At 72.0% G+C, this 16,299-nt stretch carries 18 protein-coding genes; 12 read left to right on the top strand and 6 right to left on the bottom strand.

The features are described 5' to 3' along the window. The first annotated feature begins 6 nt into the window (after positions 1-6). The 3 genes from ACFYYJ_RS20860 (at position 7) to ACFYYJ_RS20850 (ending at position 1,706) form a co-directional block, all read left to right on the top strand. Entirely contained in the window at positions 7-591 is a 585-nt protein-coding gene (locus tag ACFYYJ_RS20860; RefSeq protein ID WP_384751441.1) for a histidine phosphatase family protein, read from the top strand. 32 nt (positions 592-623) lie between these two features. Continuing rightward, complete coding sequence (locus tag ACFYYJ_RS20855) at positions 624-1,373, top strand: N-acetyltransferase (protein WP_389134325.1); 750 nt, start codon at positions 624-626, stop codon at positions 1,371-1,373. Positions 1,374-1,472: 99 nt separating this feature from the next. Next, entirely contained in the window at positions 1,473-1,706 is a 234-nt protein-coding gene (locus tag ACFYYJ_RS20850; protein ID WP_389134323.1) for a hypothetical protein, read from the top strand. Here the strand turns inward: ACFYYJ_RS20850 and ACFYYJ_RS20845 are convergent. Together ACFYYJ_RS20845 and ACFYYJ_RS20840 are read right to left on the bottom strand one after the other, a co-directional pair. Further along, positions 1,684-2,103, bottom strand: coding sequence for a VOC family protein (locus ACFYYJ_RS20845; RefSeq protein WP_389134321.1), 420 nt, complete (start codon positions 2,101-2,103; stop codon positions 1,684-1,686). The genes ACFYYJ_RS20850 and ACFYYJ_RS20845 overlap by 23 nt on opposite strands. Before the next feature lie 10 nt (positions 2,104-2,113). Then, a complete protein-coding gene (locus ACFYYJ_RS20840; protein ID WP_385363904.1) occupies positions 2,114-2,557 on the bottom strand; it encodes a helix-turn-helix domain-containing protein in 444 nt (147 codons plus the stop codon). 85 nt (positions 2,558-2,642) lie between these two features. On the opposite strand from ACFYYJ_RS20840, the gene argC reads away from it, so the two are divergent. From argC to ACFYYJ_RS20815, 5 genes are read left to right on the top strand one after another with little or no spacing between them, the layout of a single operon-like run. Next, a complete protein-coding gene (argC, locus tag ACFYYJ_RS20835; protein WP_385363905.1) occupies positions 2,643-3,671 on the top strand; it encodes an N-acetyl-gamma-glutamyl-phosphate reductase in 1,029 nt (342 codons plus the stop codon). Continuing rightward, the gene (gene argJ / locus ACFYYJ_RS20830; protein ID WP_384751426.1) at positions 3,668-4,825 is read left to right on the top strand and encodes a bifunctional glutamate N-acetyltransferase/amino-acid acetyltransferase ArgJ; all 1,158 of its coding nucleotides are present in this window, start codon (positions 3,668-3,670) and stop codon (positions 4,823-4,825) included. The genes argC and argJ overlap by 4 nt, the downstream gene beginning before the upstream one ends. After that, positions 4,822-5,730 carry an acetylglutamate kinase gene (argB, locus tag ACFYYJ_RS20825; protein WP_385128825.1) on the top strand — a complete coding sequence of 303 codons (909 nt, stop codon included), beginning with the start codon at positions 4,822-4,824 and terminating at the stop codon, positions 5,728-5,730. The genes argJ and argB overlap by 4 nt, the downstream gene beginning before the upstream one ends. Further along, a complete protein-coding gene (locus ACFYYJ_RS20820; protein ID WP_385128826.1) occupies positions 5,727-6,923 on the top strand; it encodes an acetylornithine transaminase in 1,197 nt (398 codons plus the stop codon). Before argB ends, ACFYYJ_RS20820 begins: the two co-directional genes overlap by 4 nt. Before the next feature lie 7 nt (positions 6,924-6,930). After that, positions 6,931-7,467, top strand: a complete 537-nt coding sequence (locus tag ACFYYJ_RS20815; protein ID WP_384587772.1) for an arginine repressor — start codon at positions 6,931-6,933, stop codon at positions 7,465-7,467. Positions 7,468-7,494: 27 nt separating this feature from the next. Here ACFYYJ_RS20815 and ACFYYJ_RS20810 read toward each other — a convergent pair whose 3' ends face one another. The 3 genes from ACFYYJ_RS20810 to ACFYYJ_RS20800 form a co-directional block, all read right to left on the bottom strand. After that, a complete protein-coding gene (locus ACFYYJ_RS20810; protein ID WP_385363913.1) occupies positions 7,495-8,190 on the bottom strand; it encodes a L,D-transpeptidase in 696 nt (231 codons plus the stop codon). A 6-nt stretch (positions 8,191-8,196) separates the two neighbouring features. Beyond that, a complete protein-coding gene (locus ACFYYJ_RS20805; RefSeq protein WP_389134314.1) occupies positions 8,197-8,772 on the bottom strand; it encodes a pyridoxamine 5'-phosphate oxidase family protein in 576 nt (191 codons plus the stop codon). 94 nt (positions 8,773-8,866) lie between these two features. Beyond that, on the bottom strand, positions 8,867-10,240 hold the full coding sequence (locus ACFYYJ_RS20800; protein WP_389134311.1) for a hypothetical protein: 1,374 nt from the start codon (positions 10,238-10,240) through the stop codon (positions 8,867-8,869). Between the two features lie 282 nt (positions 10,241-10,522). Between ACFYYJ_RS20800 and argH the strand changes: the two genes are divergently transcribed. Continuing rightward, positions 10,523-11,950 carry an argininosuccinate lyase gene (gene argH / locus ACFYYJ_RS20795; RefSeq protein ID WP_385128831.1) on the top strand — a complete coding sequence of 476 codons (1,428 nt, stop codon included), beginning with the start codon at positions 10,523-10,525 and terminating at the stop codon, positions 11,948-11,950. 82 nt (positions 11,951-12,032) lie between these two features. Here argH and ACFYYJ_RS20790 read toward each other — a convergent pair whose 3' ends face one another. After that, positions 12,033-12,548, bottom strand: coding sequence for an HAD domain-containing protein (locus ACFYYJ_RS20790; RefSeq protein WP_389134431.1), 516 nt, complete (start codon positions 12,546-12,548; stop codon positions 12,033-12,035). Positions 12,549-12,647: 99 nt separating this feature from the next. Here ACFYYJ_RS20790 and ACFYYJ_RS20785 point away from each other — a divergent pair, with 99 nt between their 5' ends. From ACFYYJ_RS20785 to ACFYYJ_RS20775, 3 genes are all read left to right on the top strand, one after another. Next, complete coding sequence (locus ACFYYJ_RS20785) at positions 12,648-13,196, top strand: TetR/AcrR family transcriptional regulator (RefSeq protein WP_385128832.1); 549 nt, start codon at positions 12,648-12,650, stop codon at positions 13,194-13,196. Continuing rightward, on the top strand, positions 13,196-14,746 hold the full coding sequence (locus ACFYYJ_RS20780) for an MFS transporter (RefSeq protein WP_389134308.1): 1,551 nt from the start codon (positions 13,196-13,198) through the stop codon (positions 14,744-14,746). Before ACFYYJ_RS20785 ends, ACFYYJ_RS20780 begins: the two co-directional genes overlap by 1 nt. Before the next feature lie 71 nt (positions 14,747-14,817). Beyond that, positions 14,818-16,299 (top strand): membrane-associated oxidoreductase, encoded by a 1,482-nt coding sequence (locus ACFYYJ_RS20775; RefSeq protein ID WP_389134306.1) that lies wholly within the window; start codon positions 14,818-14,820, stop codon positions 16,297-16,299.

Below are 16,299 nucleotides of genomic sequence, written 5' to 3'. Positions count from 1 at the left end.
CGCCGCATGCATGTTCGGGTTTCGCTCGTTGCCGCAGCCCGTGGTTCCTCGCTGCTCGCCGAGCGCTTCGACGACGACCGCCCCCTCGACGGTCCGGGCCGGCACGCGGTGGCGAGCGCCGCACCCGAGCTCGCCCGGCTGGGCGCGGCCGAGCTGCGCTACTGCTCGCCGAGCTCGCGCAGCCGGGCCACCGGCCAGGCCCTCGGGTACGCGCCGCTCGTCCAGCCGGCGCTGCGCGAGTGCGACATGGGCCGCTGGCGGGGGCTGACCCTGGCCGAGGTGACCGCCCACGAGCCGGGTGCCGTGGACGTGTGGCTCACCGACCCGCGGGCGGCGCCGCACGGCGGGGAGTCCCTGCTCGCGTTCATCTCGCGGATCGGCGGCTGGCTCGACACCCGGCCGGCGGACGACGGGGGCGCGATCGTGGCGGTGGCGGAGCCCTCGGTGGTCCGGGCGGCCCTGGTCTACGCGCTGAAGGCGCCCCCGCTGACGTACTGGAACGTGGACGTCCGCCCGCTGTCCACGATGACCCTCACCGGCTGGTCCGGGCGCTGGCACCTCTCCCTCCAGGCCCCGGTCCAATTCGGTTGAGGGCCTGGTGGGAGGCGGTCTAGCCTGCCCGGATGAGCGGAATCGAGATCACCACGCTGGCGGAGCGCCCCGAACTGGCGGGCCGACTCTGGGACATGAAGGACTCCTGGCCCGAGTTCGCGCAGCACGACGCGCTGGCCTGGCTGCTGTACCCGCGGATGGTCGCCGAGTTCCCCGAGTACGTACTGATCGCGACCGAAGGCGACACCGTCGTCGCCCGGGGCTTCAGCCTGCCGTTCGCGCAGCACGCGCCGGGCCGCGACGGGGTGCTCCCCGCCCAGGGCTGGGACCGCATCCTGATGTGGGCCTTCTCCGACCAGCGGCGCGGCGTCGAGCCCGACACGGTGAGCGCGATCGAGATCAGCGTCGCCGTCGACCGGCAGGGCGAGGGGCTGTCCGGCCGGATGCTCGCCTTCATGCGGGAGAACGCCCGCGCCCGCGGATTCGCCGAGGCGGTGGCCCCCGTACGCCCCAGCGGGAAGCCCGCCGAGCCTGACGCCTCGATCCACGAGTACGCGTACCGGACGCGCGAGGACGGGCTCCCGCACGACCCGTGGCTGCGCGTCCACGTCCGCGCGGGCGGGGTCGTCGACTCGGTGGCCCCGCTGTCGATGACGATCAACGGCTCGCTCGACCAGTGGCGCGAGTGGACCGGCCTGCCCTTCGACGAGCCGGGCCCCGTCCACGTCCCGGGCGCCCTCGCCCCGGTCCACTGCGTCCCGGAGCAGGGCTACGCGGTCTACGTCGAGCCGAACGTGTGGGTGCGGCACCCGCTGCGCTAGCGTGCACGCGTTCCAGTCGTCGGAGCCGGGGGGTGTGGCACGCGGGCCACTGCGCGCGAGAGCATTCATCCGTGGCAGTTCGCCCTGATGGTGCTCGCCGTGCCCACTCCCTTGCTGCCGCTGGTCCTGCGGGCGGTCGAGGGCACCCCTCGCCTCGCGTTCGCGACCGCAGCGGTGGTCGCCGCACCGTTGTGCCTCCACGCCCGACCGTCCGGGTTCGCCCGGGCGGCCGCGACCGTCGCGGCGCTGCTGGTGCCGTGGTCGTTCATCGGCGCCATGGCCGGGATGTTCCTCCACCTGCCATGCAGGCCTAAGCGCCACGCGGCTGGTTGAAGCGGAGCATGTTGCCGGCCGGGTCGCGGAAGGCGCAGTCGCGCACCCCGTAGGGCTGGTCCATCGGTTCCTGGAGGACCTCGCCACCCGCGGCGCTGATCTTCTCGAAGGTGGCGTCCACGTCGTCCGTCTGGAAGATCACTCCGCGCAGCAGGCCCTTGGCCAGCAGTTCCGCCATCGCCTGCCGGTCGGTGGGCGAGGCGTTGGGGTCCGCGAGCGGGGGTTCGAGGACGATCTCCACGTCCGGCTGCTCGGGGGACCCGACGGTCACCCAGCGCATCCCCTCGAAGCCGACGTCGTTGCGGACCTCCATGCCGAGGACGTCGCGGTAGAACGCGAGCGCCTTGTCGTGGTCGTCGACGGCGATGAAGCACTGCGAGAGCTTGATGCTGTTCATGGCTCCGAACCTACGAGACGGGGCCGGAATCCGCTTCTCCGATCCTGCCCGTTCCGCCGGGAGCCCGCACCGGACGCGTACGGATCTTGGCCACGCACGCCGGGATCGCCGCGCCCGCCTCGTGCTCGCGCGCCCGGTACGCGCTCGGGCTCTCGCCGACCAGCTCGGTGAAGCGCGAGCTGAACGAGCCCAGCGACGTACAGCCGACCGCGAAGCAGACTTCCGTCACGCTCAGGTCGCCCCGGCGCAACAGAGCCTTGGCCCGCTCGACGCGGCGGGTCATAAGGTAGCTGTAAGGCGTCTCGCCGTAGGCGGCACGGAAGCTGCGGGAGAAGTGCCCGGCCGACATCAAGGCGACTCTGGCCAGTGCCGGGACGTCCAGAGGCTCCGCGTAGTCCCGGTCCATCATGTCTCGCGCGCGGCGCAGCCGTACGAGGTCCTCCAGGGATGTCACGCTCCTCAGGATCGCACGCACCCGGAAGATCTTTGCATAAACGTGCGGCGATACGTATAGTCATGCCATCGATGAGGAGGGTCCGATGGTGGTACGTGTAGCGGTGGCCGGAGCGAGTGGATACGCGGGCGGTGAGGTCCTGCGCCTGCTCCTGAACCACCCCGAGGTCGAGATCGGTGCCCTGACCGGCCACTCCAACGCGGGTGAGCTCTTCGGCAACCTGCAGCCGCACCTCGGCCCGCTCGCCGACCGGACCCTGGAGGCGACCACCCCCGAGGTGCTCGCCGGTCACGATGTCGTCTTCCTCGCGCTCCCGCACGGCCAGTCCGCCGCCGTCGCCGCCCAACTCGGCGACGACGTGCTCGTCATCGACATGGGCGCCGACCACCGGCTCAAGGACTCCGCCGACTGGGACGCCTTCTACGGCGGCACGCACGCCGGGACCTGGCCCTACGGCCTGCCCGAGCTGCCCGGCGCCCGGGCCGCCCTCACGGGTGCCAAGCGCGTCGCCGTCCCCGGCTGCTTCCCCACCGCAGTCTCCCTCGCGCTGTTCCCCGCCTACCAGGCGCGCCTCGCCGAGCCCGAGGCCGTGATCGTCGCCGCCACCGGCACCTCCGGCGCCGGCAAGGCCCTCAAGACCAACCTCCTCGGCTCCGAGGTGATGGGCACCGTCACCCCGTACGGGGTCGGCGGCGGCCACCGCCACACCCCCGAGATGGTGCAGAACCTCACCCCGCTCGCCGGGGAGCGGGTCTCCGTCTCCTTCACGCCGACCCTCGTGCCCATGGCGCGCGGGATCCTCGCGACCTGCTCCGCCAAGGCCCTCCCCGGCACCACGGCGGAATCGCTCCGCGCCGCCTACGAGAAGGCCTATGCGGACGAGCCCTTCGTCCGGCTGCTCCCCGAGGGCCGGTGGCCGACCACCAAGTCCGTCCAGGGTTCGAACGCCGTCCACGTGCAGGTCGCGTACGACGGGTCCGCCGGCCGCATCATCGCGATCAGCGCCATCGACAACCTGACCAAGGGGACCGCCGGCGGCGCGGTCCAGAGCATGAACATCGCCCTCGGGCTCCACGAGAGCCTGGGTCTTTCCACGATCGGAGTGGCACCTTGAGCGTCACGGCAGCACAGGGATTCACGGCGGCGGGCATCGCCGCCGGGATCAAGGCGAACGGCAATCCCGACCTGGCCCTCGTGGTCAACAACGGACCGCGGCTCGCCGCCGCGGGTGTCTTCACCTCGAACCGGGTCAAGGCCGCCCCCGTGCACTGGTCCGAGCAGGTCCTGCGCGGCGGCACCGTCTCCGCGGTCGTCCTGAACTCGGGCGGCGCCAACGCCTGCACCGGCCCCAAGGGCTTCCAGGACACCCACGCCACCGCCGAGAAGGTCGCCGAGACGCTGGGCGGTGACGTCAACGCGGGCGAGGTCGCCGTCGCCTCCACCGGGCTGATCGGCGTCCTGCTCCCCATGGACAAGCTGCTCCCCGGCGTCGAGACCGCCGCGGCAGCCCTGTCCGCGGACGGCGGCGAGGCCGCGGCCATCGCCATCAAGACCACCGACACCGTGCACAAGACGGCCACCGCCTCCCGGGGCGGCTGGACCGTCGGCGGCATGGCGAAGGGCGCGGGCATGCTCGCCCCGGGCCTCGCCACCATGCTCGTCGTCCTCACCACCGACGCCGACCTGGACAGCGCGACCCTCGACCGGGCCCTGCGCGCCGCGACCCGCACCACCTTCGACCGGGTCGACTCCGACGGCTGCATGTCCACCAACGACACCGTGCTGCTGCTCGCCTCCGGCGCGTCCGGCCGGGTGCCGGCGTACGAGGAGTTCGCGGAGGCCGTACGGACGGTCTGCGACGACCTGGCCCGCCAGCTGATCGGCGACGCCGAGGGCGCCAGCAAGGACATCCGCATCGAGGTCATCGGCGCGGCCAGCGAGGACGACGCGGTCGAGGTCGGCCGCTCCATCGCCCGCAACAACCTGCTCAAGTGCGCCATCCACGGCGAGGACCCGAACTGGGGCCGGGTGCTCTCCGCCATCGGCACCACCAAGGCCGCCTTCGACCCGGACCGGCTGAACGTCGCCATCAACGACGTCTGGGTCTGCAAGAACGGATCGGTCGGCGAGGACCGAGACCTGGTCAGCATGAAGGACCGCGAGGTCCGCATCACCGCCGACCTGTCCACCGGCTCCGAGTCCGCGGTCATCTGGGCCAACGACCTGACCGCCGACTACGTCCACGAGAACTCGGCGTACTCCTCATGAGCACCGCACGCAAGCACACGGCACTGCCCAAGGCGGAGACCTTGATCGAGGCCCTTCCGTGGCTCACCCGGCACAACGGCAAGATCGTCGTGATCAAGTTCGGCGGCAACGCCATGATCGACGACGAGCTCAAGGCGGCCTTCGCCCAGGACGTGGTCTTCCTGCGGCAGGCCGGCCTCAAGCCCGTCGTGGTGCACGGCGGCGGCCCCCAGATCAACGCGCAGCTCGACAAGGAAGGCCTGGTCAGCGAGTTCAAGGCCGGCCTGCGCGTCACCACGCCCGATGCCATGGACGTCGTACGGATGGTCCTGGCGGGCCGGGTCCAGCGCGAGCTGGTCGGGCTGCTCAACCAGCACGGACCGCTCGCCGTCGGCCTGACCGGCGAGGACGCGCACACCATCACCGCGGTCAAGCACAGCCCCGAGATCGACGGCGAACTCGTCGACATCGGGCGGGTCGGCGAGATCACGGCCATAGACACGGGCGCGATCGAGGCGCTCCTGGCGGACGGCCGGATCCCGGTCATCTCCTCCATCGCGCGCAGCGCCGACGACCACCACGTCTACAACGTGAACGCCGACACGGCCGCCGCGGCGCTCGCCGCCGCACTCGGCGCCGAGACGCTGATGGTCCTCACCGACGTCGAGGGCCTCTACGCGGACTGGCCCAACAGCGACGAGGTCATCAGCCGGCTCACCGTCAGCGAGCTGGAGAAGCTGCTGCCCGAGCTGTCCAGCGGCATGGTGCCCAAGATGGAGGGCTGCCTCCACGCGGTGCGCGGCGGCGTCGGCACCGCCCGCGTGATCGACGGGCGGGTCCAGCACTCGATCCTGCTGGAGATCTTCACCGACGAGGGAATCGGCACGATGGTCGTGCCGGACAAGCAGCAAGGGGGAACGAAGTGACGGGCAACGAGGACTACCGGACCCGCTGGCAGGGTGCGCTGACCAACAACTACGGCACCCCCGCACTCGCCCTCGTGCGCGGTGAGGGCGCCCAGGTCTGGGACGCGGACGGCAAGCAGTACACCGACTTCGTCGGCGGCATCGCGGTCAACGCCCTCGGCCACGCCCACCCGGCGATCGTCGAGGCCGTCACCACGCAGATCCAGAGCCTCGGGCACGTCTCGAACCTCTTCGCCTCCGAGCCGGTCATCGCGCTCGGCGAGCGGCTGCTCCAGCTCTTCGGCCGCCCCGGCAAGGTGTTCTTCTGCAACTCCGGTGCGGAGGCGGTCGAAGCGGCCTTCAAGATCGGCCGGCTGACCGGGCGGACCCACATGGTCGCCACCGACGGCGGCTTCCACGGCCGGACCATGGGCGCGCTCGCGCTCACCGGCCAGCCGAAGAAGCAGGAGCCCTTCCTGCCGCTGCCGGGCGACGTCACGCACGTCCCGTACGGAGACGTCGAGGCCCTGCGGGCCGCCGTCACCGAGGAGACCGCGATCGTCGTCATCGAACCGATCCAGGGCGAGAACGGCGTCGTCGTGCCGCCCGCCGGGTACCTGACGGCCGCCAGGGAGATCACCCGGGCCACCGGCACCCTGCTCGTGCTCGACGAGGTGCAGACCGGCATCGGCCGCTGCGGCCAGTGGTTCGAGCACCAGGCCCACGAGGGCGTGGAGCCCGACCTCGTCACCCTCGCCAAGGGCCTCGGCGGCGGCCTGCCGATCGGCGCCGTCGCGGCCTTCGGCGCCGCGGCCGACCTGCTCCAGCCCGGTCAGCACGGCACCACCTTCGGCGGCAACCCGGTCGCCTGCGCGGCCGGCCTCGCGGTGATCGACACCATCGCGAACGACGGACTGCTGGACCGGGTCAAGGAGAGCGGCGAACGGCTGCGCTCCGGAATCGAATCCTCCGCACACCCGCTCGTCTCCCACGTCCGCGGCTCCGGTCTCCTGCTGGGTATCGTGCTGACCGAGCCGCTCGCACCCCGCGTGCAGCAGGCGGCTCAGGACGCCGGCTTCCTGGTCAACGCGCCCGCCCCCGACGTCGTACGGCTCATGCCGCCGTTCGTGCTCACGGAGGCCGAGGTGGACGCGTTCCTCCGGGCACTGCCCGGCATCCTCGACGCAGCCCATGGGGACCGATCCGGAGAATGAGACGACGATGAGTCAGCCGCAGGACAACGAGCACGGCGGCCCGGCGGTCCCGCAGACCCGCACCGCCCGCCACCGCCGGATCGTGGACATCCTCAACCGGCAGCCGGTCCGCTCCCAGAGCCAACTGGCCAAGCTGCTCGCCGACGACGGGCTGAGCGTCACCCAGGCGACGCTCTCCCGCGACCTCGACGAGCTGGGCGCGGTGAAGATCCGCAACACCGGCGGCGAGCTGATCTACGCGGTGCCCAGCGAGGGCGGTTTCCGCACCCCGCAGGCACCGCTGGGGGAGTCGGCGAAGGAGGAGCGCATGCGGCGCCTCTCCGGGGAACTGCTCATCTCGGCGGAGGCCTCCGCCAACCTCGTGGTCCTGCGCACCCCGCCGGGCGCGGCCCAGTTCCTCGCCTCGGCGATCGACCAGGCCGAACTGAGGGCGATCCTCGGAACGATCGCGGGTGACGACACCCTCATGCTGATCAGCCGCGACCCGGACGGCGGCCAGGCGCTCGCCGACCACCTCCTGCGCCTCGCGCAGAAGGAGAGCTGACCCCGAGCCCCGCCCGTGACCCGGTGGCTAGTACCGGGTCACGGACAGGGCCCCCGACGCGGTGCCGATCGCGATGTGCGGTCGGCGCCGCGGGTTCGCCCAGCGCAGGATCTCCCGCATCGCCCGCTCCGGCACGGACACGCAACCGGCCGTCGAGCCCTTGCCGTTGACGTGCAGGAAGATGCCCGCTCCCCGGCCGCGCACCGGCTCGTCGTAGTTGAAGGCGATGAGCAGCGCGTGCGCGTACTGCTTCTCGTACTTCACCAGGTGCTCGGCCTCGCCCGGCGCGCAGTCCGCGGGCAGCGGCTCCACCCAGCGGTTGTAGGCGCTGGAGGCGTTGTCCTGGCACCACCACGAACGGTCCGTCACCCGGCGGTACCCGTAGGCCGTTCCGGCCGGCGCGCGGCGGATCCCGAAGGCGTACGGGAGCGCGTAGAGCCCCGTGGGCGTGGTGTTCGTTCCCTGGGTGCGGGTCGCGCCCTCGGTCAGGCCGTTCGCCCCGAAGCGGGCGGGCGCGCTCCCGGCCTCGTACCAGCGCCCCGCCCGCCGGTCCCACCAGGTCAGCCGCCCGGTCGTGGAGCCGGCGGCGGGCGCGACGGCGGTGATCAGTTGGCTCCCGCCGCCGGTCGCGGCGAGCCGGGCGGGCAGTGCCGCCCGGTCCGCAAGGCCTTGGGGGAGCAGGGCCGTGACGATCAGTGAGCCCGTGACGAGGGCGGTACGCAGCACATGTCAGACGGTACGGGGAGGAAGGGGCACGGGCAGCGCAGGCAGGCCGTCGAGGCTGGTCTCGACCTTCTTCTCGCAGTACTCGGCGAACTCCTCGTCGCTCTTGCGCCCGAAGTACTCGGCGTGGAGGGTGCGCTCGCCCTGGTACTCCATGAAGGGCACGGCGAACCCGCACACGTCGGCGATCCGCTTCGCGCGCACCAGGATCACGGCCCGCGCGGCCGGCCCGTCGGCGTCGCCGAACAGGGCGACCAGCTCCTCCCAGCGCGGGTCGTCGCGGAAGACCGCCTCCCCCTCGCCGTGGATGCGCACGATGTTCGGCGGCCCGGAGAACGCGCACCACATCAGGGTGATCCGGCCGTTCTCGCGCACGTGGGCGATGGTCTCGGCGCCGCTGCCGCCGAAGTCGAGGTACGCGAGGGTCTGCTCGTCGATGACGACGAGGGTGCCGGCGCGACCCTTGGGGGACAGGTTGACGTGACCGTCACCGGAGAGCGGGGCGGTCGCCGTGAAGAAGACCGGCTGCTCTTCGATGAACTTGCGCATCCGGTCGTCTATGCGTTCGTGGAGTTTTCCCATGACGCCGATTATCGGGCACGGCCGTCTGCGACCGCCTCGGCTTTCCTGCGGAGGGAACGGCCCAACCCGGTTCTGAGCAGGGCCTTTCCGGCTCCTAATCCGGTCGCAGGGTTTCCTTCCAGTCCCACGCGCGCAGCGTGCTCTTGGCGAGTTCGCGCAGCCGGGCGTCCCGTACGTCCAGCAGGCTGACCGCCGCCCGCAGGGCGGGGAGACCGCCCTGGACCCGGAGCAGCCGGAAGGCGGCGCGGCGGGTGTGCGTCGGCAGGTCCGGGGCCATGCGCTCGGCCAGCCACTCCGGGGGCAGCCGGTGCGCGAGCGGGTGCAGGCTCCGGGCGACCTCGCGGGCCACCCCCGGGCACGGGTCGTCGAGCAGCGGCCTCAGCAGCAGCTCGAAGTGCGAGGTGTCCAACCGGCGCAGCCCGGCCACGGCCGCGGCCCGCACCGCGCCGGAAGGGTGCCGCAGCAGGGTCCGGAGCAGCGGCCCGTCCTGGCGGCCCGCGCACTCGGCGAAGCCCGCCACCGCGTACGGGGTCACCCGTGCCGGGTCCGCGAGCAGCTCGCGGTAGCGGGCGTAAGGGTCGCCGCCGCCTTGGCGGACCAGCCAACGGGCACACGCCCGGACCAGCTCGGAGCGGTCGGTGAGGTGCTCCCCGGCCTCCGCGGCCCGGCCGGCCCCGCGCAGGGCGGTCACCCCGCCGGAGCGGACCATCGGGACGCGGGCGTCGAGCAGGGCGTCGATCGCCGCGTCGTCCGGCCCGTCGGAGGCCATGGCCGCGAGCACGGCGTCCGCCCACAGCCGGGCGGTCACGGGGTCGCTCTCGGCGGCCGCCAGCCGGGCCTGCTCCCGCAGGCCGAACCGGCCGCTCTCCAGCGACAGCCGTGCGGCGAACCGCCGGGTCGGCAGATCGGCGCTCCTGCGCAGGCGGCCGAGGATCTCGGCGCGCTGCGGGACGGTCAGCGAGTTCCAGCTCCACGTCGTCGAGGGCTGCCCGGGGCGCCACCACGCGGCGAGGACGGAGTACCGGCCGGTCAGGGCGGCCTCCAGCTGCTCCAGCGCCCAGGCGCCGTGTTCGCGCGGACCGAGCCGCAGGACGAGCGGGGTGAGTTCGGCCAGCATGCGGGCGGGGTCCTTGGCCACGATCCTGCCCAGCACCCGCCGGGCGCGCTCCCGCACCGGCGGGGCCCAGTCGGCGCACCGGATCAGGACGAGCTGCGCCGGCGGGTTGCGCCACGCGGCCAGCGCGGACGCGCGGACCCGCCCGTCGGGGTCGCACAGCAGGGCTTCGATCCGGTCGCGGCGCAGCGGCGCGTACGAACGGGAGTGAAGGCGTCTGACCTCCTCGTCGAAGGCCGTCCAGGCCGCCGGCCCGTTCCATGCGAACCGGCCGGCGACGAGCTGCGGGTACTCCCGCGTCAGCAGCGTCGCCGCCACGGAGCGGCCTTCCTCGATGTCCAGTCGTACGCCCACCACGTGCCCTCCCCCGAAATGCGGTGCACGCTGATCGTAGGCGGCCGCTTCCGCCGCTGCCCCTGATATTCGGGCTGGTCAGAGCGGGCGACGAGGCTCGATTGACGAAACATACGGAGTAATGCATAGTTATGCCTACGTGATCCGGCAGGCGGGGCCCGAAGCCGACGTCAGCTGACCCGGTACCCGACCGCTTCCCCGTTACCTCCGCGGCGGGGAGGCGGTTTCACGTCCGAAGCCTTACCAGCAGTCAAACCCATGCAGTCTTGAGGAGCAGCAGCTGTGAGCAGCAACAACGGTGACGTCCGGCTCTGGGGCGGCCGGTTCGCCGACGGCCCCGCCGAGGCCCTCGCGAAGCTGTCCGCGTCGGTCCACTTCGACTGGCGCCTCGCCCCCTACGACATCGCCGGATCCCGCGCCCACGCCCGCGTGCTCCACAAGGCGGGGCTGCTCACCGCCGACGAACTCGACCGCATGATCGCCGGGCTGGACCGGCTGGAAGCCGATGTCGCCGACGGCTCCTTCACCGGCACCATCGCCGACGAGGACGTGCACACCGCCCTGGAGCGCGGCCTGCTGGAGCGGCTCGGCCCCGACCTCGGCGGCAAGCTGCGGGCCGGCCGGTCCCGGAACGACCAGGTCGCCACCCTCTTCCGGATGTACCTGCGCGACCACGCCCGGATCATCGGCGGCCTGATCGCCGACCTCCAAGACGCGCTGGTCGGCCTCGCCGAGACCCACGCGGACGTGGCGATGCCGGGCCGCACCCACCTCCAGCACGCGCAGCCGGTGCTCTTCGCCCACCACGTGCTCGCCCACGTGCAGTCCCTGTCCCGGGACGCGGAGCGGCTGCGCCAGTGGGACACCCGGACAGCGGTCTCCCCGTACGGCTCGGGCGCCCTGGCCGGCTCATCCCTCGGCCTGGACCCGGAGGCGGTCGCCGCGGACCTGGGCTTCGAGCGGGGCTCGGTCGGCAACTCCATCGACGGCACGGCCTCGCGCGACTTCGTCGCCGAGTTCGCCTTCGTCACCGCGATGATCGGGATCAACCTCTCCCGGATCGCGGAGGAGATCATCATCTGGAACACGAAGGAGTTCTCCTTCGTGACGCTGCACGACGCCTTCTCCACCGGGTCGTCGATCATGCCGCAGAAGAAGAACCCGGACATCGCCGAGCTGGCGCGCGGCAAGTCGGGCCGGCTCATCGGCAACCTGACGGGTCTCCTCGCGACCCTCAAGGCGCTGCCCCTGGCCTACAACCGCGACCTCCAGGAGGACAAGGAGCCGGTCTTCGACTCCTGCGACACCCTTGAGGTCCTGCTCCCGGCCTTCACCGGCATGATGGCCACCCTCACCGTCAACCGGGAGCGGATGGAGGAGCTGGCTCCGGCGGGCTTCTCGCTCGCCACCGACATCGCCGAGTGGCTGGTCAAGCAGGGCGTCCCGTTCCGGGTCGCCCACGAGGTGGCCGGCGAGTGCGTCAAGGAGTGCGAGGGGCTCGGCATCGAGCTGGACGAGCTCACGGACGAGCAGTTCGCGAAGATCTCGGAGCACCTGACCCCCGAGGTCCGCTCCGTCCTCAACGTCCCCGGCGCCCTCGCCTCCCGCAACGGCCGCGGCGGCACAGCCCCGTCCGCCGTCGCCCTCCAGCTCACCGAGCTGAAGGCGGACCTGGTCATCCAGCACGCCTGGGCGGCCCACAAGCAGTAGCAGCACGCGTGCCCGGAGGGGCGGCGGAGCCCGGTGGCTCCGCCGCCCCTCCGGCGTTTCCGCGCGCCCGGACGGCTGCCGGTCAGCGGCCGTCCGCCCAGTCCGCCAGCGCGTCGAAGTCGGGGCGGGTCAGGCCGATCCGCTCGTCGATCCGCATGAGCAGGGCCCGCGCCGGATGGTGCTGGTCGACGTACTCGTGGTCCATGGTCGTGATGTCGTCGTCGATCCAGGCGAACGGGCGGGCGCCCGCGTACTCCAGGACGTACTGCGTCTTCCAGAACGTGCCGCGCGGCGCCCGGCCGTGCATCACCGGCCAGTCGATGAAGGGGAGCCTCGGCAGGCCCAGGTGCGGCCCTATCCAGTCGTTCGCCTCGTCCTTCCACGTCGTGGCCCACACGAGCTCGTACGAGTCGGCGAGCGCGAGCAACTCCGCCCCGTGGGCGTGGTTGAGCCAGACCCGCAGCGGCTTGGCGCTCTCGGCCCCCGTCCAGCCCGTGGGGCGCATCCGGTGGGTGGTGTAGCCCTCGGGCCGACGCTGCGGCTTGGCGGCGTACGGGTTCAGCGGCCCGTCGACATCGATCAGCAGGAGGGGCTTCAACGGCTTCATTTCGGCATCCTTCCGTTCCGGCGGCCCTGCGGCAGCCCGATTTTTCCTCGGAATGAGACATTGGCGTCTCATTTGGGGTACGCTTGTCTCATGGCCATGGATCGTGACCAGGTGCTCCGCGACGCGGCGGCCCTGCTCTCCCGGAAATCGACCGCCACGATGGACGAGGTCGCCCGCGCCGCCGGAATCGGGCGCGCGACCCTCCACCGGCACTTCGCCGGGCGCGACGCCCTCGTACGGGCCCTCGAAGAACTCGGCATCCGGGAGTTCGAGGTGGCGTTCGACAACGCCCGCCTCGACGACGGCAGCGCGATCGACGCGCTGCGCAGGCTCGTCGCGGAATCGGAGCCCAACGCCGAGCTGCTGGCCTTCCTCGTCACCGAGAACCAGCTGTTCGAGGGCGACCAGGTCAACGAGGGCTGGGAGCGGCTCGACGCCCGGGTCTGCGCGCTCTTCCGGCGCGGCCAGGAAGAGGGCGACATCCGCATCGACCTGAGCCCCGCCTGGCTCACCGAGGCCCTCTACGGGCTCATCGGCACCGGCGCCTGGGCCGTCATGGACGGCCGGGTCGCGGCCAAGGACTTTCAGTACATGATCATCGAGCTGCTGCTCGGTGGCGTCAAACGGAGCGTGGAGTGATGAGCGGTACCAAGCAGTCGAGCCTTGTCGAGGAGACGGGGGTGCAGAGCGGGGGCCGGGGGCGCTGGCTGGCGCTCTCGGTGCTCGTGCTGGCCGTGCTGCTGGTCGCGGTGGACGCCACCGTGCTCGGCCTCGCCACCCCCTCGCTCTCCGAGGACCTGAGGCCGTCCGGCACCCAGCTGCTGTGGATCGGCGACATCTACTCCTTCGTCATCGCCGGACTCCTGGTGTCGATGGGCAGCCTCGGCGACCGGATCGGCCGCAAGAAGCTGCTCCTCGTCGGCGCCACCGCCTTCGGCGCCCTCTCGGTCCTGAACGCCTACGCGACCAGCCCCGAGATGATGATCGTCGCGCGCGCCCTGCTCGGCGTGGCCGGCGCGACCCTGATGCCGTCCACCCTCGCGCTGATCCGCAACATCTTCCACGACCCCAAGGAACGCAGCCTCGCCATCGGCATCTGGGGCGCGACCGCCTCCGCCGGCGCCGCCGTCGGACCGGTCGTCGGCGGAGCCCTGCTCCAGCACTTCTACTGGGGCTCGGTCTTCCTCATCAACCTGCCCGTGATGATCGTGCTGGTCGTCGTCGGAATCAAGCTGCTCCCCGAATCCAAGAACCCGGTCGCCGGTCCCTGGGACCTCGTCAGCGTCGGCCTCTCCCTGGTCGGTGTCATCGGTGTCGTCTACGCCGTCAAGGAAGTCGCCACCCACGGCGTGACCTGGGAGGTCGCGGCCACCGCGGTGCTCGGCGCGGCCGCCCTGTACGGCTTCGTCCGGCGCCAGTTCACCCTGCCGTCGCCGCTGCTCGACATGCGGCTCTTCCGGCACCGCGGCTTCTCCGGCGCGGTCCTCGCCGACCTGCTCACCGTCTTCGGCCTCTCCGGGCTCGTCTTCTTCCTCTCGCAGTTCCTCCAGCTCGTCCAGGGCCGGGACCCGCTGGAAGCCGGCCTCTCCGAACTGCCCGCCGCCATCGGCGCGGTGGTCACCGGCCTCGTCGCGGGCCGCTACGCCCGCAAGTACTCGGTACGCGTCGTCGTGACGGGCGGCCTCGCCGCCATCGGCCTGGCCCTCGGCGCGCTGACGCTGCTCCACAAGGAGACCGGCTACCCGCTGCTCGGCGCGGCCCTGCTCGTCGTCGGTCTCGGCGCCGGCTTCTCCTTCACCGTGACCGCCGACGTGATCCTCTCCAGCGTCCCCAAGGAGCAGGCCGGTTCGGCCTCCGCCGTCTCCGAGACGGCGTACGAACTCGGCGCAGCCCTCGGCATCGCCCTGCTCGGCTCCGTCGTCACCGGCGTCTACCAGGGCTTCACCGCCCCGGAGTCCGTCGCGGGCCCGGTGGCCGACGCGGCCCACGAGTCCCTCGGCGGGGCCGTCGAGGTGGCCAAGGGCCTGGACCCGGCCACCGCCGGACCGATGGTCGAGGCCGCCCAGGTGGCCTTCGTGGACGGCCTGCGGTTCGCCTCGGGCGTGGGCGCGGCCGTCCTGCTGGCCACCGCCGTCGCCGCCTGGTTCCTGCTGAGGGGCCAGGAGCTCCAGGAAGGCGTCGAGCACTGACGCACGGGGCCAAAGGGTGGTGTCCCGTCGGGAGTTGACAGTTCGTCGAACCCCGGGACACCATCCCCGCGATGGAGATCAACGATCTGACCCCGGCCGAACGCCGCGTGTGGGACGCCTTCCCGCGCGGCGAGCGCGTCGATTTCCGCGAGGACCCCGACGAGACCGGAGCCACGGGCGAGACCTGGGGCCCCGAGCGGACCGTACGCGCCGAGGTGCTCACCGCCCTCGTGCTGAGCCGGCCCAGCGCCGCCGGCCAGGTCCCCGGACTCCACGTCCGGGGCGCCAGGATCACCGGCAAACTCGACCTCAACTACGCCGTCGTCGAGCACGCGATCCGGCTGCGCGCCTGCTGGTTCGAGCGCAGACCCAACATCTACGCGGCCCAGCTGCGTTCCCTCACCCTGAACGACTCGACGCTGCCGGGGCTGACCGGCGCCGGCGTCCGCGTCGACGTCGCGCTGCGGCTGTCCTGCTGCCGGATCACCGGACCCGTCCGCCTCGCGGGCGCCCGGATAGCCGGCGGCCTCTTCCTCCGGAAGGCAGTCATCGGAAACCCCGACGGCCCCGACGCCGGCGAAGAGGCGGAACCCGCGCTCGAGGTCAACCACGCCGACATCGGTACCGACATCATCGCCATGGACCTCACGGTCCACGGCCAGACCAGGATGAACGGCACCACGGTCGCCGGACAGGTCAACCTCAACGATTCCCGTCTGCTGGCCCCCGGCGGCATCGCGCTGCACGCGGAGAACCTGGCCGTCGGCACCGACCTGCGGGGCCACAGACTGGAGGTCCAGGGTCTGTTCAACCTCACGGGCTCCCGTATACCGGGCCAGCTCTACCTCGGCCACGCCGCCTTCATCAACCCCGACGGGGTCGCCCTGCGCGCCTCCAGCTGCGTCGTCGGGGAGGTGTGGCTGAGTTCCTGCGACACGATCCAGGGAGTGGTGAGCCTGCGCCGCTCCCAGTTCGACCTGCTGCACATGCCGCCCGGGACCTGGCCAGAGCAGATCCGCATCGACGGCCTGACCTACCGCACCCTCGCCCCCCACCTGCCCGCCGAGGAGCGACTGCCCGCCCTGGAGCGCGAGGAGTCCGGCTACCTCCCGTACGCCTACGAGCAGCTCGCCGCGGCCTACCGGACGGCGGGCGACGAAGCGGCCGCCCGGACCGTGCAGCTCGCCAAGCTGCGCAGGCACCGACGCACCTTGCCCCGGCCCGCCCGGTTCTGGGGGCTGCTCCAGGACGCCACCGTCGGCTACGGCTTCCGGCCGCTGCGCGCGGCGGGCTGGCTGCTGGCGCTGCTGCTGATCGGATCGCTCGCGTACGGGATCCACCCGCCGAGGGAGCTGAAGGCGGGGGAGGCGCCGGAATTCAATCCGGTCTTCTACACGATCGACCTGATGCTGCCGATCATCGGTTTCGGCCAGGAACAGGCCTTCGCGCCCGCCGGCTGGTACCAGTGGCTGTCGTACCTGCTGATCGTGACCGGCTGGGTCCTCGCCACGACCACGTTGGCGGGCGTCAGCCGGTCACTCCAGCGACAGTGA

Source organism: Streptomyces sp. NPDC002467 (genome assembly GCF_042889825.1).
In the GTDB taxonomy this organism is placed as follows: domain Bacteria; phylum Actinomycetota; class Actinomycetes; order Streptomycetales; family Streptomycetaceae; genus Streptomyces.
The sequence above is the reverse complement of the archived record's forward strand: the minus strand, read 5'-3'. Positions and strand labels throughout refer to the sequence as shown.

What these genes read in the sequence shown, in the direction of transcription:
- ACFYYJ_RS20860 (WP_384751441.1), top strand. Translation starts at nt 7, where the DNA reads ATGCATGTTCGGGTTTCGCTCGTTGCCGCAGCCCGTGGTTCCTCGCTG.
- ACFYYJ_RS20855 (WP_389134325.1), top strand. Translation starts at nt 624, where the DNA reads ATGAGCGGAATCGAGATCACCACGCTGGCGGAGCGCCCCGAACTGGCG.
- ACFYYJ_RS20845 (WP_389134321.1), bottom strand. Translation starts at nt 2,103, where the DNA reads ATGAACAGCATCAAGCTCTCGCAGTGCTTCATCGCCGTCGACGACCAC.
- argC (WP_385363905.1), top strand. Translation starts at nt 2,643, where the DNA reads ATGGTGGTACGTGTAGCGGTGGCCGGAGCGAGTGGATACGCGGGCGGT.
- argB (WP_385128825.1), top strand. Translation starts at nt 4,822, where the DNA reads ATGAGCACCGCACGCAAGCACACGGCACTGCCCAAGGCGGAGACCTTG.
- ACFYYJ_RS20815 (WP_384587772.1), top strand. Translation starts at nt 6,931, where the DNA reads ATGAGTCAGCCGCAGGACAACGAGCACGGCGGCCCGGCGGTCCCGCAG.
- ACFYYJ_RS20805 (WP_389134314.1), bottom strand. Translation starts at nt 8,772, where the DNA reads ATGGGAAAACTCCACGAACGCATAGACGACCGGATGCGCAAGTTCATC.
- ACFYYJ_RS20785 (WP_385128832.1), top strand. Translation starts at nt 12,648, where the DNA reads ATGGCCATGGATCGTGACCAGGTGCTCCGCGACGCGGCGGCCCTGCTC.
- ACFYYJ_RS20780 (WP_389134308.1), top strand. Translation starts at nt 13,196, where the DNA reads ATGAGCGGTACCAAGCAGTCGAGCCTTGTCGAGGAGACGGGGGTGCAG.
- ACFYYJ_RS20775 (WP_389134306.1), top strand. Translation starts at nt 14,818, where the DNA reads ATGGAGATCAACGATCTGACCCCGGCCGAACGCCGCGTGTGGGACGCC.